This window comes from Aeromonas popoffii, assembly GCF_037818705.1.
GTDB classification, from domain to species: domain Bacteria; phylum Pseudomonadota; class Gammaproteobacteria; order Enterobacterales; family Aeromonadaceae; genus Aeromonas; species Aeromonas popoffii.
The window spans coordinates 2,395,276-2,413,069 of the sequence record NZ_CP149129.1 but is presented as its reverse complement, the minus strand read 5'-3'; the positions used below and the strand labels follow the sequence as shown (position 1 = coordinate 2,413,069).

General features: G+C 56.5%; 12 protein-coding genes. 5 read left to right on the top strand and 7 right to left on the bottom strand.

Going from position 1 to position 17,794, the window contains the following annotated elements:
* Positions 1 to 6: 6 nt before the first annotated feature.
* From WJM78_RS11035 to WJM78_RS11025, 3 genes are all read right to left on the bottom strand, one after another.
* Positions 7 to 1,278 carry a YeaH/YhbH family protein gene (locus WJM78_RS11035; protein WP_108537660.1) on the bottom strand — a complete coding sequence of 424 codons (1,272 nt, stop codon included), beginning with the start codon at positions 1,276 to 1,278 and terminating at the stop codon, positions 7 to 9.
* 25 nt (positions 1,279 to 1,303) lie between these two features.
* The gene (locus tag WJM78_RS11030) at positions 1,304 to 3,226 is read right to left on the bottom strand and encodes a PrkA family serine protein kinase (RefSeq protein WP_042034879.1); all 1,923 of its coding nucleotides are present in this window, start codon (positions 3,224 to 3,226) and stop codon (positions 1,304 to 1,306) included.
* Positions 3,227 to 3,794: 568 nt separating this feature from the next.
* Positions 3,795 to 5,720, bottom strand: coding sequence for a RecQ family ATP-dependent DNA helicase (locus WJM78_RS11025; RefSeq protein ID WP_339015679.1), 1,926 nt, complete (start codon positions 5,718 to 5,720; stop codon positions 3,795 to 3,797).
* 337 nt (positions 5,721 to 6,057) lie between these two features.
* Here WJM78_RS11025 and sstT point away from each other — a divergent pair, with 337 nt between their 5' ends.
* Positions 6,058 to 7,308 (top strand): serine/threonine transporter SstT, encoded by a 1,251-nt coding sequence (gene sstT / locus WJM78_RS11020; RefSeq protein ID WP_108537643.1) that lies wholly within the window; start codon positions 6,058 to 6,060, stop codon positions 7,306 to 7,308.
* A 94-nt stretch (positions 7,309 to 7,402) separates the two neighbouring features.
* Entirely contained in the window at positions 7,403 to 7,951 is a 549-nt protein-coding gene (locus tag WJM78_RS11015) for a hypothetical protein (protein ID WP_339015676.1), read from the top strand.
* A 271-nt stretch (positions 7,952 to 8,222) separates the two neighbouring features.
* Here WJM78_RS11015 and WJM78_RS11010 read toward each other — a convergent pair whose 3' ends face one another.
* The 3 genes from WJM78_RS11010 to pabB all read right to left on the bottom strand — a co-directional run bounded on the left by WJM78_RS11010 (position 8,223) and on the right by pabB (position 11,673).
* Positions 8,223 to 9,521 (bottom strand): serine/threonine transporter, encoded by a 1,299-nt coding sequence (locus tag WJM78_RS11010; RefSeq protein ID WP_339015674.1) that lies wholly within the window; start codon positions 9,519 to 9,521, stop codon positions 8,223 to 8,225.
* A 216-nt stretch (positions 9,522 to 9,737) separates the two neighbouring features.
* Positions 9,738 to 10,304, bottom strand: a complete 567-nt coding sequence (locus WJM78_RS11005) for a CoA pyrophosphatase (protein ID WP_108537642.1) — start codon at positions 10,302 to 10,304, stop codon at positions 9,738 to 9,740.
* Between the two features lie 82 nt (positions 10,305 to 10,386).
* Positions 10,387 to 11,673, bottom strand: coding sequence for an aminodeoxychorismate synthase component I (gene pabB, locus WJM78_RS11000; RefSeq protein ID WP_339015842.1), 1,287 nt, complete (start codon positions 11,671 to 11,673; stop codon positions 10,387 to 10,389).
* Between the two features lie 295 nt (positions 11,674 to 11,968).
* Here pabB and WJM78_RS10995 point away from each other — a divergent pair, with 295 nt between their 5' ends.
* Entirely contained in the window at positions 11,969 to 13,492 is a 1,524-nt protein-coding gene (locus tag WJM78_RS10995) for a fumarate hydratase (protein ID WP_042034872.1), read from the top strand.
* 464 nt (positions 13,493 to 13,956) lie between these two features.
* Here the strand turns inward: WJM78_RS10995 and WJM78_RS10990 are convergent, their stop codons facing one another.
* Positions 13,957 to 14,448 carry a cell division inhibitor SulA gene (locus WJM78_RS10990; RefSeq protein ID WP_212514914.1) on the bottom strand — a complete coding sequence of 164 codons (492 nt, stop codon included), beginning with the start codon at positions 14,446 to 14,448 and terminating at the stop codon, positions 13,957 to 13,959.
* A gap of 233 nt (positions 14,449 to 14,681) precedes the next feature.
* On the opposite strand from WJM78_RS10990, the gene WJM78_RS10985 reads away from it, so the two are divergent.
* Positions 14,682 to 14,879 carry a DUF4250 domain-containing protein gene (locus WJM78_RS10985; protein ID WP_042034869.1) on the top strand — a complete coding sequence of 66 codons (198 nt, stop codon included), beginning with the start codon at positions 14,682 to 14,684 and terminating at the stop codon, positions 14,877 to 14,879.
* A 388-nt stretch (positions 14,880 to 15,267) separates the two neighbouring features.
* Positions 15,268 to 17,745 (top strand): glycogen/starch/alpha-glucan phosphorylase, encoded by a 2,478-nt coding sequence (locus tag WJM78_RS10980; RefSeq protein WP_339015671.1) that lies wholly within the window; start codon positions 15,268 to 15,270, stop codon positions 17,743 to 17,745.
* Positions 17,746 to 17,794 lie beyond the last annotated feature (49 nt).

The window sequence follows — 17,794 nt, the reverse complement described above, 5'->3', positions numbered from 1 at the left end:
CCTCCCTCACGCCGCTTGCTTCTTGAACAGCTCCCGGAATACCGGATAAATATCCTCGACCTTGCGAATGTGCTCCATCGCGAAATGTGGGAACTGGCTGGCCACCGACTCATATTCGTGCCACAGAGTCTGGTGGGCGCGGGTGGTGATCTCGATATAGGAGTAGTACCGCACCTGCGGCATTATGTCCCGCATCAGGATCTCCCGGCATTGCGGTGAATCATCGGCCCAGTTGTCACCATCGGACGCTTGCGCGGCATAGATGTTCCATTGATGGGCGGGGTAACGCTCGTTGATGATGTCGTTCATCATCTTGAGCGCGCTGGAGACAATGGTGCCGCCGGTCTCCTGGGAGTAGAAAAACTCGTGCTCATCCACCTCCTTGGCCTGGGTATGGTGGCGTATATAGACCACTTCCACGTTCTTGTAGGTCCGGCTCAGGAACAGATAGAGCAGGATATAGAAGCGCTTGGCCATCTCCTTGGTAGCCTGATCCATGGAACCCGACACGTCCATCAGGCAGAACATCACCGCCTGGCTGGAAGGCACGGGCCGTTTGACGAAGTTGTTGAATTTGAGATCGAAGGTGTCGATAAAAGGCACCGCTGCGATCCGCCGTTTCAGCTCCCTGATCTCCTTCTCAAGCAGGGTGATTTCGGCGAAATGTTCGTTGGGATCGGCCGCCAGCAGTACCAGCCGTTCTTCCAGTTCATGCAGCTGGCGTTTTTTGCCGGCTTGCAACGCCATACGCCGAGCAAGCGAGTTTTGCAGGGAACGCACCACGTTGATGTTGGCGGGCACCCCGTTGGAGGTGTAGCCCGCCCGGTAGGTTTTCACTTCCATGAGCTGGTTGAGCTGGGTTTTCTGCAGCCGCGGCAGCTCCAGATCTTCAAACAGCAGATCGAGATACTCATCCTTGGAGATCTGGAATACAAAATCGTCAGCGCCTTCCCCCTGATTGGATGCCTGGCCTTCTCCCGCTCCTTGACCTGCGCCCCCTCCCTTGGGGCGGTCAATCTTGTCACCGGAGACAAACTGGTCATTGCCGGGATGCACCATCTCCCGTTTACCGCCGTGCCCCTGATGAAAATGGGGCTCGCCGATATCCTTGGTCGGGATGCTGATACTTTCGCCCTTGTCTACGTCCTGAATGCTGCGCTTGGAGACAGCATCCGAGACCGCTTGTTTTATCTGCTTCTTGTAGCGGCGGATGAAGCGCTGCCGATTGACAGCGCTTTTGTTTTTGCCGTTGAGCCTGCGGTCGATAAAATGCGCCATAACTCCCCCTTGAACCACGGCAGGGTCAGGATGACTTGCGTACCCTGAGATACCATTCGGAGAGCAGTCGCACCTGTTTGCGGGTGTAGCCTTTCTCCATCATCCGTTCGACAAAGTTATCGTGCTTCTTCTGCTCCTCGGCCGAGGTTTTGCTGTTGAAGGAGATAACCGGCAGCAGCTCTTCCGTGTTGGAGAACATCTTCTTCTCGATCACGGTGCGCAGCTTCTCGTAACTGGTCCAGTTGGGGTTACGGCCTGCATTGTTGGCCCGAGCACGCAGCACGAAGTTGACGATTTCGTTACGGAAATCCTTCGGATTGCTGATCCCGGCGGGTTTCTCAATCTTCTCCAGCTCGCTGTTGAGCGACGAGCGATCAAACAGCTGACCGGTTTCCGGGTCACGGTACTCCTGATCCTGGATCCAGAAGTCGGCGTAGGTGACGTAGCGATCGAAGATGTTCTGGCCGTACTCGGAATAGGACTCGAGATAGGCGGTCTGGATTTCCTTGCCAATGAACTCCACATAGCGCGGCGTCAGATAGCCCTTGATGAACTCGAGGTAGCGATCGTGCAGCTCCTGCGGGAACTGCTCACGCTCTATCTGTTGTTCCAGCACGTAGAAGAGATGCACCGGGTTGGCTGCCACTTCCGCGTGGTCGAAGTTGAAGACGCGGGAGAGGATCTTGAACGCAAAGCGGGTTGACAAGCCATTCATACCCTCGTCTACACCGGCGTAGTCACGGTACTCCTGATAGCTCTTCGCCTTGGGATCCGTGTCTTTCAGGCTCTCGCCATCATAGACCCGCATCTTGGAGTAGAGGCTGGAGTTTTCCGGCTCTTTCAGTCGGGAGAGGACGGAGAACTGACCCAACAGTTCCAAGGTGCCAGGTGCGCACTTGGCGTCAGTCAACTCGCTGTTTATAAGCAGTTTTTCGTAGATCTTCACCTCTTCCGAAACACGCAGGCAGTAGGGCACCTTGACGATGTAGACACGGTCGAGGAAGGCCTCGTTGTTCTTGTTGTTGCGGAACTGCTGCCACTCGGACTCGTTGGAGTGAGCCAGCAGAATACCGTCGAAGGGGAGGGCGGAAAGTCCCTCTGTGCCGTTGTAGTTCCCCTCCTGGGTGGCGGTCAGCAGTGGATGCAGTACCTTTATCGGTGCCTTGAACATCTCCACGAACTCCATGATCCCCTGGTTCGCCTTGCACAGCGCCCCCGAGTAGGAGTAAGCATCGGCATCATCCTGGGCAAAATGCTCCAGCATGCGGATGTCGACCTTGCCGACCAGAGAGGAGATATCCTGGTTATTGTCATCACCCGGTTCCGTCTTGGCGATGGCAATTTGATCGAGGATGGAAGGGTTGACCTTCTCTACCTTGAACTTGGAGATGTCGCCACCAAACTCGTGCAGTCGCTTGGCCACCCAGGGCGACATGATGGGGCGCAGGTATCGGCGTGGAATGCCATACTCTTTTTCCAGCAGCTCGCCATCCTCTTCGATGTCGAACAGACAGAAGGGGTGATCGTTGACCGGTGAGCCCTTGATACGATAGACAGGCACTTTCTGCATCAGAGACTTGAGCTTTTCAGCCAGAGAGGATTTGCCGCCGCCAACCGGCCCCAGCAGATAGAGGATCTGCTTCTTCTCTTCCAGCCCTTGAGCCGAGTGCTTGAGGTAGGAGACGATCTGTTCGATGGCCTCTTCCATACCGTAGAAATCTTTGAAGGCGGGATAGCGTGCGACGACGCGGTTGGAAAAAAGACGACTGAGTCTGGGATTGACCGAGGTGTCGATCATTTCCGGCTCGCCGATGGCGACCAGCAAGCGCTCGGCAGCGGAGGCATAGCAGGCTTTGTCCTGCTTACACATATCCAGAAACTCCTGGATGCTGTACTCCTCTTCCCTGGCTTTCTCGTATCGCTGTTGATAATGCTCGAAGATGCCCATAACTTTGCCCTCGTTATAGTCGCTTACCCTGAAAAGAGTGGATCACTACTTTTGTTCTGTTTACCTCATTAAGCCTAGTCAACAGCCCTCAGTAATCCATCACCATCTATTGGTTTAAATTTGCAAGGGTACTTCCCGATCCTGATGCGGGAAGGCGCAATCAGTGACACACCTATGTTACTGACTGTTAAATTATTTTTGCCACGATAGTGAGGTAAATGTCAAAGACATAAAAATAAATTTTTGCCAGAAAATGGAAAGAAGATCGAATTTATCGGGTCATCTGGCTGCAGCCTAGACGGGGCAAGGGGGAGGGAAAATAGCAAGAAGGAAATTTATTACGTTTACGTCAGCGTAATGCTAATGGCTTGGTGTCTCCGCTCTAATTTTTACATTGACGCTACATTGAGGCTGCTCTAGATTGGCCCTGTGTCAGGCAGTCAGCGCTTTAGCAAGAGAGTGTTGGCTGCGGATACAAAGCTCTGTTTAAGCACGTTTCCGTTGGCTTGACCCTCGCAACAGCGAGGGTCTTATTTTTTCAACGCAGTGTGCATGAGCACAGAGATGCTCAGTCGTGATGGGCGGGGTAGATCCGTGACACCGCTGCCAGCACGTCGGCAAACGGATGTGCGGCCAGCTGGCCAAAGCCCGCCAGGCTTTTTGCCTTTACCCGGGTGGTCAGTGGCGTGGCTATGCCGCACAGAAAACGGGTCAGAATGCGAGGATGGCGAGTGTGGCACAAGGCTATCAGGGGATCGCACCAGGCGAGCAACCCGTTTTCGTTGGGCAGGGTGAGGGTTGGTAGTGGTGGCAGGATGGCGACCTCGCCACGGCAGACGGAGCAGTGCCCGCATTGGCTTGGCGCCTGCTCATCGGCAAAGTAGCGGGCCAGTTCATGGCTCAGGCAGCGAGTCGATGTAAAAAACGCGAGCAAGGCCTGCAACCGGGCCAGTTCACTCAACTCCTTCTTCTCGAACAGGGCATACAGCTCATTGGCCAGAACGTCGGTGTCCACTGCCTGGGGCAGGATCCGATAGACATCTGTCATCTGCTTGCTTTCCAGCTCTATCCAGCCCTGCTGTTGCAGATAATCCAGAGCCGCAGCGGCTCGCTGCCGCTCTCCCTGGTAACCTTGCCAGAGTGCATCGAAGTCCATGGTACACCAGCTGCGCGCCTGCGGGGCGCAGGTAAACAGCTGCTCCAGAAACTGGCGGCGATCCGGATTGAAACGGGCCAGGATCTCGGCCTTATCCAGCACGAACTTGAAGCGATACTCGGCGAAATAGCTGTAGGCTGGCGCTATGATGCCTGCCATCTCCAGATAGACCAGCAGTGTCTTGAGCGGCAACTGACGGATGTTGGTGTCGTTGGAGAGGCGCAGCAGACCAAACTCCCACTCGCTGCCGCTTTGTTGCAAGATCTCGAGCAGCGTTACTATGGCGGCGCGATCGGGCGTATCCCCGTACACGAAATTCTCCAGCACGGGAAGTTGGGCGCGATTGGCCAGCACTATGCAGCGGGAAGGGAGCCCATCCCGCCCGGCACGGCCGATCTCCTGACTGTAGTTCTCGATGGATTTGGGCAGATCGTAGTGAATGACCCGGCGAATATCCGCCTTGTCGATACCCATGCCAAAGGCGATGGTGGCCACGATGCAATCCACCTTGCCTGCCATGAAGTCATGCTGGATCTGGCTGCGCAGGGCCGAGTCGAGCCCGGCATGATAGGCACACGCCCGGATCCCCGCCCGTTGCAGCAGCGCGGCACATTGCTGCGCCGTGTGCTGCAAGGTGACGTAGACGATGGTGGGGGCGCCGGGTTCGCGCCGCACTTCCGCTTGCAGCCAGCCATCGCGCGCCTCGGCGGGCAGGGGGACGACGGCCAGATCCAGGTTGGCGCGATAGAAACCGGTGACGATGAGCCCTTCATCCTCGATATCGAACTTGGCCTGCATGTCTGCCATGACCGCCGGCGTTGCCGTTGCGGTCAGCAGCAACACCAGGGGGATCTTCAGCTCGCGGCGGTAAGTCGGCAGCTTGAGGTAGTCGGGTCGAAAGTTGTGACCCCACTCCGAGATGCAGTGCGCCTCATCTACCACCAGCATCGACAGCGGCACCTGCTGGATGAAGCGGCGAAAGCGCTCGTTCTTGAGCCGCTCTACCGAGATCATCAGGATCTTGAGCTGACCGTCGCTGGCCTGTTGCATCACATGGCGGCTCTCCTCCGGCGTCTGGCTCGAATCCAGGGTCGCGGCGGCTATCCCCTTGCTGCGCAAGAAGGCGAGCTGGTCGTGCATCAGCGCGATCAACGGGGAGATCACCAGGGTCAGGTGGGGCAAGGCAAGGGCGGGTAGCTGGTAACAGAGAGACTTGCCGGAGCCGGTGGGAAAGATGGCGGCTGCGCTCTGGCCTGCCAGCAACCGGCTGATCACCGCTTCCTGACCGGGCCTTAACTGGTCGAAGCCGAAGTGGCGGGTCAACAGGGACGAGATCATGGCAGGACTCCAGTGTAAAACCCCCATGATACCACCGCCGGGGAGTATCTGGACGGCTAACCAGGGGAAAACGGCACCCAATTGGGTGCTGTTGATATTGTGTTGTCGTATTGTTGTCGGTTTTTTGTGAGGTTGACCGGATATTTTTCAGTGATTATGTGGAAAAAAGCGATTGCAGATGGGATATTCCTTGTCCGCAATCCCGTGTGTTTCCGGACAGGCTCAATAGAAGGTTTGCCGGGGCAGATGACGCCAGCCTGTGACATGGGTGTCGCCTGGCGTAGCGATTGCCAACAGGACTAATGATTCACGCACTTCGGTGCTCAGGGACTATTTGATGACACAACACCCCCCCCTCATGCGACTGGTCAACAGCACCAGTCTGGTTAGCCAGATCCTGGTCGGTCTGGTACTCGGTATCCTCCTTGCCATGTTCATGCCGGAATGGGCCAAGGCAGCGGGTCTGCTTGGCAGCCTGTTTGTTGGCGCGTTGAAGGCGGTTGCTCCACTGCTGGTCTTTGTATTGGTAATGGCAGCGATCATCGGTCACAAGCAAGGTCAGAAGACCCGCATTCGCCCGCTGCTCGCACTCTACCTGTTTGGCACCTTTGCTGCCGCCATGGTGGCGGTGATCGCCAGCTTCCTGTTCCCCACCAACCTGCATCTGGTGGCCAATACTGCCGAGATCACCCCGCCGGGTGGCATCACAGAGGTGTTGCAGACGCTGCTGTTCAATGTGGTGACCAACCCGGTCAAGGCGCTGATGGATGCTAACTATATCGGGATCCTGGCGTGGGCCATCGGCCTGGGCATTGCGATGCGCCATGCCAACGAGAGCACCAAGGCGTTGATCACCGATCTTTCCCAGGGTGTCTCCACCATAGTGAAAGCGGTGATCCGCTGTGCGCCGCTGGGTATTCTGGGTCTGGTTGCCTCGACCCTGGCCGAAACCGGCTTTGATGCGCTGTTTGGTTATGCCCAACTGCTGATGGTACTGATTGGCTGCATGCTGTTTATCGCTTTCGTGGTCAACCCGCTGATCGTGTTCTGGAAGATCAAGCGTAACCCCTATCCGCTGGTGCTGACCTGCCTTAAAGAGAGTGGCATGACCGCCTTCTTCACCCGCAGCTCTGCCGCAAATATCCCGGTCAACATGGCGCTGTGTGCAAAACTGCGCCTGCCGGAAGATACCTACGCGGTCTCTATCCCGCTGGGCGCCACCATCAACATGGCTGGTGCCGCTATCACCATTACCGTGCTCTCCATGGCGGCGGTACACACCTTAGGCATGGAAGTGGATCTGGCCACTGCCGTGCTGCTCTCCGTGGTCGCGACGGTCAGTGCCTGCGGCGCCTCCGGCGTGGCCGGTGGCTCACTGCTGCTGATCCCGCTGGCGTGCAGCCTGTTTGGCATCGGCAACGACATCGCCATGCAGGTAGTGGCCGTGGGCTTTATCATCGGCGTGCTGCAGGATTCTGCCGAGACAGCGCTTAACAGCTCCACCGACGTGTTGTTCACCGCTGCTGCCTGTATGGCCGAGGATGAATCGCTGCTGGAACCCGCAGCACTGCCCAGCGGCGAGGCGTGATCCGATAGATTAAGTGTTTGATTCAGCCCCTCTTTTCGAGGGGTTTTTTACATCCACTCGCCGAGATTGATTGGGGGAGGTGCTCACAAGAAAAGTGTCAGGTGCAGCGGGAAGCAGCCAGTCACTCAGGGTTCTGGATTATCGATCCGTCAAAGCCAACATCGATTCAGCGCTCACTATTCAGAATTGGGGCGGTCAGATTGCATTGCAACCGATGGCAACAGCAGCGATCAACGCAGACTCCTGGTACAACCTTGGGGAGAGTGCGCTGTTTCAGGATGTTAAAACCGAGCGCAGCAACAAGGGTTCGGGGATCAAGCCGACCATCTTGTTTAAAGAGGGGTGTTCTGTCAGCGGTGAGACAGAGGCCAACACTCAAGGTCTGAACAAGCTGACATTGAGTGGTTGGAGTAACCGGTCGTGCAGCTTCAATACCCTAACAGGGTCTGCTGATATCAAGGATGGAAAAATATATGAGGGGATGTGGGAGAAAAAGATGCGCGAATTTGCCAATCGCGACGCCAGTGTCACCGTATATCTGACCATGAAGCCCGGTAGCCATGGTCAGAAAGACACCCTGCTACTCGGCATCCCTGAGATCACCGGCATCACGCCGTTCGTTTTGGAAGCACAGCCACTCTAGTCAGCAAGAGAGAGTCGGTGTTTTTCAAGAGAGGCCAGTCGCTCACCCGACTGGCATTTTTGTTGGCTGAGGTGCGCCGCGGGTCGCTGACAACATCATGATGCTGTTGCCGGATAAGGGCTGTGCCCCTGGTCGTTGTGTGAGTTGGGCTTTTACGTCACCGCAGTAACTGCGTGATGAGGCGTTAAGCATATTCAGGGCGGGACAAGCGCAATAAAAAAGCCAGCCGAATGTTCGGCTGGCTTTTTGCTATCAGAGGCAGGTGGGGGGATTAACCAACCAGCTGGAACAGAATGGCGGATATAGCGATCATCCCCATTACAGCGACAAATACGTTGCTGATATGGCCCTGATATTTCGCCATGGCGGGCACGCGCTTGATGGCGTACATCGGCATGATGAAGAGGATGGTGGCGATGATGGGGCCGCCCAGAGATTCAATCATACCGAGGATGGATGGGTTGGCCACCGCAGTGCCCCACAGGGTCAGGATGAAGAAGGCGATGATGAACATCTCGACTTTCTTGGCATTTGGCTCTTTGCCTGACTTGCGCATGTTCTGCACGATCATCCCTTTCAGACCTTCTCGGGCACCCAGATAGTGACCGAAGAAGGAGGAGACGATGGCCACGAAGGCAACCAGCGGACCGAAGTAGGAGATGAGGGGGCTGGCATGCTGGTTGGCCAGATAGGAGAGCACGGCGATATTCTGGGACTTGGCTTCAGCCAGCTGAGCCGGTGTCAGGCTCATGACGCAGGAGAAAACGAAGAACATCACGAAGCAGAGCAGTACGCCAGCGGTGCGCTTGAGGATGGCATCAGATTTCTGGACCGCCTGGTCACCGTAGTCGCGGCGCTGGGCCACTGCAAAGCTGGAAATAGCCGGGCTGTGGTTGAAGGAGAAGACCAGTACCGGGATGGTCAGCCACAGGGTAGTGGCGAAATCCTTGGCAGAGGGCACTTGCTCCAGCGCAGCGCCGGTCCAGTCAGGAATGAGGTACAAAGAGATACCGGCCAGAATGACGATAAGCGGGTAGACCAGGACCTCGGTCACTTTCAGCATCAGCTTCTCGCCGGCCAGCATTACCGACATCATGCCCATGATCAGCACGATGGAGAGCAGCCAACGTGGTGGTGCCACCATCTGCAGCTGGTTGACCATGAAGCTCTCGACAGTGTTGGTGATACCCACGCCGTAGATCAGCACTATGGGGTAGATGGCGAAGAAGTAGAGCAGGGTGATCAACTTGCCTGCACCGACGCCGAAATGCTCTTCTACCACTTCAGTGATATCGGCATTGGGCTTTTTGGAGGAGAGGACGAAGCGAGCCAGACCACGGTGAGCCAGGTAGGTCATTGGGCCAACCAGCAGCGCCATCACTACCAGTGGCCAGAAGCCACCCATACCGGCGTTGATCGGCAGGAACAGGATCCCGGCGCCAACGGCGGTGCCAAACAGGCTGATGACCCAGGTAGAGTCGCGTTTTTCCCAACGAGTAGCTTGAGTAGAGCGGGTCCCTTGCTCTGTTGACGACGCAACTTCCTGCGTGCCATTGACTGTGTTTGACATCTATCTCACCCCGAATGTGTGGTTCTTATTAAGTCGGCGCAAGGATACGATTTTTTTAATCAAAAATGTTGATCAAATTCATCTTTACGGCACAGAAAACCGCACTTTCTTATGGAAATGTGATCAAAACAAGAAAAGTTCAATTTTTGTTTATCAATTGGCACGTTATTTTAGTGTTAATGATTAAATCTCGCTCGGTCAAATGTAAGTAAATTGTTATCTCGCAAGGTGTTGGGCAAGTTGGTTAATCATGCTGGCGGTGGCCCCCCAGATAAAGTGCTGCTGCCAGGGGATCCAGTAGATGGTGTGCTGCTTGCCACCTCTTGGGATGGTGAGGGCGATATGGTGACGCCGATCCAGCAGATGGGTCAGCGGCACTTCAAATGCGTGCTCGACTTCATCCTGGCTCAAGGTGAGCTGATAATCGGCTGCAACCAGTCCCAGCACCGGCAGCACCTCGTATTGGGAGACAGTATTGAGGGAGCTGAGGGTGCCGATGATCTCGATCTGGGCGGGCGCGATGCCGAGCTCTTCCTGGGTTTCCCGCAATGCCGTGTGGATCAGATCCCGGTCGTCGGGATCCTGCCTGCCACCGGGGAAACTGATTTGCCCCGCATGATGGCGCAGGTACGGGCTGCGACGGGTCAGCAGTAGCTGCAGGCCGTCGGCCCGGGCTACCAGCGGCAGCAAGACGGCGGCGGGCTTGAGCCCTGCCTCCGTCAGCCGATGGGCCGGGGCGGGGCATTGCAGCAAGAAGCGGGTCAACAGTTCGGTGCGGTCCATCTCGGCTATGTCTCTCAACTCTTTGCCTGGTTCTGTCCTTGAGTCTCTCGCGTGGCGCCCTTTCTGTCCATGCGTCAGGTGCTTAGCGCAGCGCATTCAGCAGCGGTAGTATGCGAGCCACCTTGTCATAGGTCTCCTGATACTCGCTGTCTACCTCGGAGTCGGCGATCACGCCGCCACCGGCCCAGCAGTGCAGCTGACCATCTGCCGCTATCAGGGTGCGGATGCAGATGCTGGTATCCATCCGGCCATGCTGACTCAGGTAGCCGATGCTGCCGCAGTAGGCGTTGCGTCGTTGGGGCTCCAGCTCCTCTATGATCTCCATCGCCCTGATCTTGGGGGCACCCGTGATGGAACCGCCCGGGAAGCAGGCACGCAGCAGATCCACCGCCTGCCAGCAGCTGTCCAGCTCACCGTGGATGGTGGAGACCAGATGATGCACCGCCGGGAATGATTCCACCGCGAACAGGCTCGGCACGTGGACTGAGCCGGGGCGGCTCACCCTGCCGATATCGTTGCGCAGCAGGTCCACTATCATCAGATTTTCCGATCTGTCCTTGTCGGCGCCAGCCAGTTCGAGGGCGCTGGCCTGATCTTGCCGTGGATCGGCAAGCCGTGGGCGAGTGCCCTTGATGGGCTTGGTTTCGATATGGCGATCATCGAGCAGCAGGAACCGCTCGGGGGAGAGGCTCAGGATGGCGCTCTGGGGCAGTCGGATAAAGGCCGAGAAGGGGGCCCGGTTGGCGCGTGACAACGCCTGATAAGCTTGCCATTCATCACCGCGATAGGCGGCGCTGAAGCGCTGGGTCAGGTTGATCTGGTAACAGTCCCCGGCACTCAGGTAAGCCTGTACCCGCGCAAATTTCTCGCCATATTCGGCGCGGCTCATGTTGCTGCGCCACTCCCCCTGCAGGGCAAATGGCGGTGTTGGTATCTCGTACTGCGCGGCCAGCCACTGCAGCCGGCGATTGAGGCCGGCCTTGTCACCCCAGTGCACCAGCTGCCAGGCGCCGCTCGCCACATCTCGCAGCAGCGCCCAGTCGTAAATGCCCACCGCCATGTCTGGCACAGACAGATCCTGTTCCGCCTGCACCGGCAGCCGTTCGAAGCGGCGGCCCAGATCATAGCCAAACAGCCCGAGGGCGCCGCCAATAAAAGGCAGCGTGTCGCTGTGTGGCGCCATTTCACCCAGCAGTTCGCGCTGCCGTTGTGCCAGCAGGGTCAGGGGATCGGCATCAAACGACCGGCGCTGTTCACCCTGGGCTATCCAGGTCAAGGGCCCCTCGGTCTGCAGGGTCGCCAGCGGGTCGGCTGTGATGATGTCAAAACGGTTGTCCGCCCCTTGAGGGCCGGCCGACTCCAGCAACATGGCCCAGGGCTGATGATGCAGACGAGTAAACAGCGCATGCAGCGCCGTCTGGTGATCAAAATGGTGGATATGAAGAGTTGGTTTCATTTTTTGTTACACAGGCAACAGTTTGCACCCTGCTCCCTAGCCGGTACGGGGGGGCAAGCGTATCATAGGCGCCGGAATTTTTAGAAAAAACACGCCGTTGTCTCTCGGATCGGCAGGCACCTCGCCTGGCACCACCACACCGAAGCACGGCTTATATGGAAGCCCTTGCTCTGCCGTCATGGTGAAGACAAGGACCAGTGAGGATGATATGAGCATCATTAAAAAACAGGATTTTATCGATTCCGTCGCCGACGCCCTGCAGTACATCTCCTACTATCACCCCCTCGATTTCGTCCATGCTGCCAAGGCTGCCTATGACCGCGAGATCAACCCGGCCGCCAAGGATGCCCTGGCCCAGATCCTGATCAACTCCCGCATGTCCGCCGAAGGGCATCGTCCGCTCTGCCAGGACACCGGCATTGTCACCTGTTTCGTCAAGATCGGCATGCAAGTCCAGTGGGACAGCGACATGACAGTGCAGGAGATGGTGGACGAGGGCACCCGCCGCGCTTACACCAATCCTGACAACCCGCTGCGCGCCTCGGTACTGGCCGATCCGGCCGGCAGCCGCAAGAACACCAAGGATAACGCCCCTGCTGTCGTGCATATCGATATGATCCCCGGCAACAAGGTGGAAGTGAGCATCGCGGCCAAAGGTGGCGGCTCCGAGAATAAATCCAAGATGGTGATGCTCAACCCCTCTGATGATGTGGTTGAGTGGGTGCTGAAAACCGTGCCGACCATGGGCGCCGGCTGGTGTCCGCCCGGCATGCTGGGCATCGGTATCGGCGGTACCGCCGAAAAAGCCGCGGTACTGGCCAAAGAGGCCCTGATGGAGCACATCGACATTCAGGAGCTGATCGCCCGTGGTCCCGAGACCACCGAAGAGCAGCTGCGGGTAGAGCTCTACGACAAGGTCAACAAGCTGGGGATTGGCGCCCAGGGTCTGGGCGGCCTCACCACAGTGCTGGACGTGAAGGTCAAGAGCGCCCCGACTCACGCGGCCTCCAAGCCGGTAGTGATGATCCCCAACTGCGCCGCCACCCGTCACGTTCACTTCGAACTGGATGGTTCAGGCCCCGCCGAACTGACCCCGCCGAAACTGAGCGACTGGCCGGAAATCACCCGTGAAGCGGGTGGCAACGTGCGTCGCGTCAACGTCGACGGCATCACCAAGGCGGAGCTTGCCAGCTGGAAGAGCGGTGATACCGTGCTGCTTTCTGGCAAGATCCTCACCGGTCGTGATGCCGCCCACAAGCGCATCGCCGACATGCTCAAGAAGGGAGAAGGTCTGCCGGAAGGGGTCGATTTTACCAACCGTTTCATCTATTACGTCGGCCCGGTCGATGCAGTACGTGACGAAGTGGTTGGCCCCGCGGGTCCCACCACCTCCACCCGGATGGACAAGTTCACCGACATGATGCTGGGTGAAACCGGCCTCATCGGCATGATCGGCAAATCCGAGCGTGGCCCCAAGACGGTCGAGAGCATCAAGCAGCACCAGGCCGTTTATCTGATGGCCGTCGGTGGCGCCGCCTATCTGGTGGCCAAGGCGATCAAGAAGGCGCGTGTGGTGGCCTTTGCCGACCTGGGGATGGAAGCCATCTATGAATTCGAGGTGGAAGACATGCCGGTAACAGTGGCGGTAGACTCTCGGGGCAACAACATACATGAAACAGGCCCGGCCTACTGGTCAGCCAAGATTGCCGAGCTCGATACCAAGCTCTCCTGAGTCGCCAACTCGCAGGTCCTATTCAACAATAGGCACTGCGTAAAAAAGTGACCCCAGGGTCTGATGCCAGTCAGTTAAGCATTTTTGTGACTGAGTATTCGAAATGTTGAATAACAGGAGCTGTGCCAGGGTTAACACGTCAATCTGGCTGACACCTTTGCCCTGACTGGCATCCAATAAAAAGAGGGAGGCATGATGCCTCCCTCACTCTTTGGCCCTTATCCCTCGCGGGCTGAGACTCACACTCTCTTAACTGACTTGCATTAGACCCCAGGGGCGCCTTTTTCTATGCGTGGCAGGCCAGATTGGCGACCTGCTCATGGGCGGGGTCGTCCTGCTTGAACGTTGCTCACTGGGGTATTTTGCCCCCCTGTAATCTTTGTTGATGACCTCGTCTGTGCCTACGACTGTTCATCCCACTCTGCCTTTGCACGGTTTTATCCTTTCGCTCGATCGGCCCGGTATCAATGGTTGAGATAGACATCCTGTCCGCCATAGGCCAGTGCGCCGTTGTGAACGGGGAGGGCGGTCCTTGCCGGTTCGAAGAAGCGAGTCAGCACCCCGAAGCGTTGTCCCAGCTTGCTTAGCTTGGCGCGATCCAGCGAGACCTGCTCAGGCAGCCAGGTCAGGACGGCCGCGCAGTGGCCATTACCCAGACTCTGCTCCAGCATGCGTTGCCAGTTTTTGATCTTGGGGCTGTGTACCACCAGCACGCGATCAGGATTGATCCCCTGTGCCTGCAGCTGTTTGGCTACCGGCAGACCCGGCGGCGCAATGAGCAGGATCCAGCCCGTGTCGCCGTGGCTCAGTCTCACCAGCTCATCGAGCAGCGGCGGTTCCTGGCTGGCAGATGCCGTGAGAGGTTCATCTTCGATCTTGCCTTGATGCCGAGTGGGCCAAGGATTGCTCATGCTGACAGAGGCGGCAAAAAGGGGATGACTCATGGGCTGGCTCATATGCTTTTCCTGTATGAATAACCATGCTGTATGTGCATACAGTAGTTGCAACTCACACCAGTGACAAGCCATTTATGGTCAATAATGTGATCAAGCTGGCAGGAATTATATTCATGCAATTGATTTTAAAAGATATTTATTTTTCGCTGAATGTGGGTGTTTTTTAGGCTATGGACAAAGTGGGAGCCGGCGCCCATGGTTATACAGTCACTTTGTGAAGAGGAGAGATGAGGATGGACGTTAGCACCTTGCAACGAATAGATGCCAATATTCTGCTCGGGATCATCAATGAGAAGCTGCGGCTGGAGTGCGATGGTCTGGAGGAGTTATTGGCCTATTACGACATGACGGAGGATCAGCTCGCGACCCGTTTATTGCAGATAGGCTATCACTACGACCCCATGAGCAATCAGTTCAAGGCACATGGTTAAAGGGGGGAGATCGCCATCATAGATTGTCGTCAGTCTGGTCCTATGAACAGTGCGCATTGAAAACGATTTCAATGCGCACTGTATTTTCAGTTATTTTCATGGATTTTCAGTACTTGGCAATGATTGAAAACCTATTCACGGGTTTATATTTTCATTTATTTATTAAGTTACTGATTTTAAATGAAATGAGTGGCCGTAGTTAATCAGTTTCAGGAAAGGGTTTTCAAGCTTGAACTGTCATTTTTATGCGTTAAAGTGTGACTTGCGTTAACTTTTCAACCATCAGCTTTAGCTAGTATGCCCACGCCGGAACATATTCTGAGAGAACAACAGCACCGGTCCCTAATGGGATAACAATTTTATTATTCTGTAACGAAGGAAATGGTTTATGGCTACCAAGAAGAAGACAGACCAGGATCTCCAACTGGATAAAGATCAGCTCAAGGCGAGTATCGTGCGTCACCTGCGTTCTACCTTGGGTACAAGCGAACAGAAAGCCTCGCCAGAAGCGTGGTGGAAAGCGACCGCAGCCGCCGTCAACGAACAGGTGTACGAGCGCCTGACCCGCACTCAGCAGACTCACTTCAAGAAAGATACTCGTGCCATTCACTATCTCTCTGCTGAATTCCTGATGGGGCGTTTGACCTCCAACAACCTGCACAACCTCTCCCTGTACAAAGTGTGTGAAGAGGCGTTGGGTGAACTCGGTCTGGAACTGACCGACCTGTGTGAACAAGAGCCGGACATGGCGCTCGGCAACGGTGGCCTTGGCCGCCTGGCCGCCTGCTTCATCGATTCGCTGGCGACCCTGAATTACCCGGCTGTCGGTTACGGCATCCATTATGAGCACGGCCTGTTCCGTCAGGAGATCCAGGATGGTCGTCAGATAGAGCGTCCGGACTCCTGGCGTGAATATGGCAACCCCTGGGAGATCTGCCGTCCCGAGTCCGTGCAAGACGTGCCACTCTACGGTTATGTCGAGACCGTGTTTGGTGACAACGGTGGTCTGAAGAAGGTGTGGCACGCTGGTCGCAAGATCAAAGGGGTGCCTTGGGATATCCCTGTGGTGGGCTTTGGTGGACATACCGTCAACATACTGCGTTTGTGGGAATCCCGCGCCTCCGAGTTTTTTGACTGGGACGTGTTCAACGCCGGTGGTTACATCGACTCCCAGGCCGAGAAAGCCCAGGCTGAAACCATCTCCAAGGTACTCTATCCGAACGATGAGACAGACGCGGGTAAGGAGCTGCGCCTGATCCAGCAGTATTTCTTCTGTGCCTGTTCCATCAAGGACATCATGCGCCGCTACAAGCGGGTGCATGGCTCGGATTTCAGCAACTTTGCCGCTCAGATCGCCATTCAGCTCAACGATACCCACCCGACCGTGGCCATCCCCGAGCTGATGCGGGTGCTGGTGGATGAGGAAGATCTGAACTGGGATGCTGCCTGGGCCATCTGCTATCAGGTCTTCTCCTACACCAACCACACCCTGCTGCCGGAAGCGCTGGAGAAGTGGTCGGTCAGTCTGTTCGAGAAAGTACTGCCTCGTCATCTGGAAGTGATTTACGAGATCAATGCCCGCTTCCTGAGCGAGCTGGTCGAGCCCAAGTGGCCGGGCAACGATGCCATCAAGGCCAAGCTCTCCATCATCGAAGAGGGAGATGTGCGCAAGGTGCGCATGGGCAACCTGGGGGTGATCGGCTCCTCCAAGGTGAACGGCGTGGCCGAGATCCACTCCAAGCTGGTGAAAGAGGATCTCTTCCCTGAGTATGCCGAGCTGTGGCCAGAGAAGCTGTGCAACGTTACCAATGGTGTGACCCCGCGTCGTTGGCTGCTGGCGTGCAACCCGGAACTGGCTGGCCTCTACAACGAAGTGGTGGGCAAGGAGTGGCCGCTGCAACTGGACAAACTGCGTGGCGTAGTGAAATTTGCCGACGATAAGGCGTTCCAGCAGCAATTCATGACCATCAAGCGTCATAACAAGGAGAAGCTGGTCAAGGTCATCAAGGACGAAACCGGCATTGATGTGAGCGCTGAGGCGATCTTTGACGTCCAGATCAAGCGTCTGCACGAGTACAAGCGCCAACAGCTTAACCTTATCCACATCATGGCACTCTACCGTCGTCTGCTGGCCAACCCGGACTATGACATGCACCCGCGTGTGTTCATCTTCGGCTCCAAGGCGGCGCCCGGTTACAAGCTGGCCAAAGACATCATCTATGCCATCAACAAGCTGGCTGAGCGGGTCAATAACGATGCTCGCATTCAGGGCAAGCTGAAGGTGGTGTTCATGCCGAATTACCGCGTCAGCCTGGCCGAGAAGCTGATCCCGGCTGCCGATGTCTCCGAGCAGATCTCCACCGCCGGTTACGAGGCCTCCGGTACCGGCAACATGAAGATGGCATTGAACGGCGCCATCACCATAGGGACGCTGGATGGGGCCAACATCGAGATCGCGGAAGAGGCGGGTGCCGAAAACTGCGCCATCTTCGGTCTGAATGTGGACGAGGTGAAGGCATTGAAGGGACGCGGTTACAACCCGTATGACTTCTACTATGCCAACTCCGAGCTCAAGGCTGTGCTGGACTGGTTCGATACCGACTACTTCACGCCGGGTCGGCCGGGTGAACTCTCCTCCATCAAGCGCTCCTTGCTGGAAGGGGGCGATCCTTACCTGACCCTGGCCGATTTTGCCTCCTACTCCGAAGCTCACAAGCTCATCGATACCTGGTATCGGGATCCTGCACTGTGGGCGAAGAAGGCCATCATCAACTCGGCCACCATGGGCAAGTTCAACTCGGATCGTTCCATCCAGGACTACGTGGATCGGATCTGGAACCTCAAGCGCTGCAACATTACGGGTTGATCACCGTCTTGATATGAAAAAGCCCTCGCATTGCGAGGGCTTTTTGCTG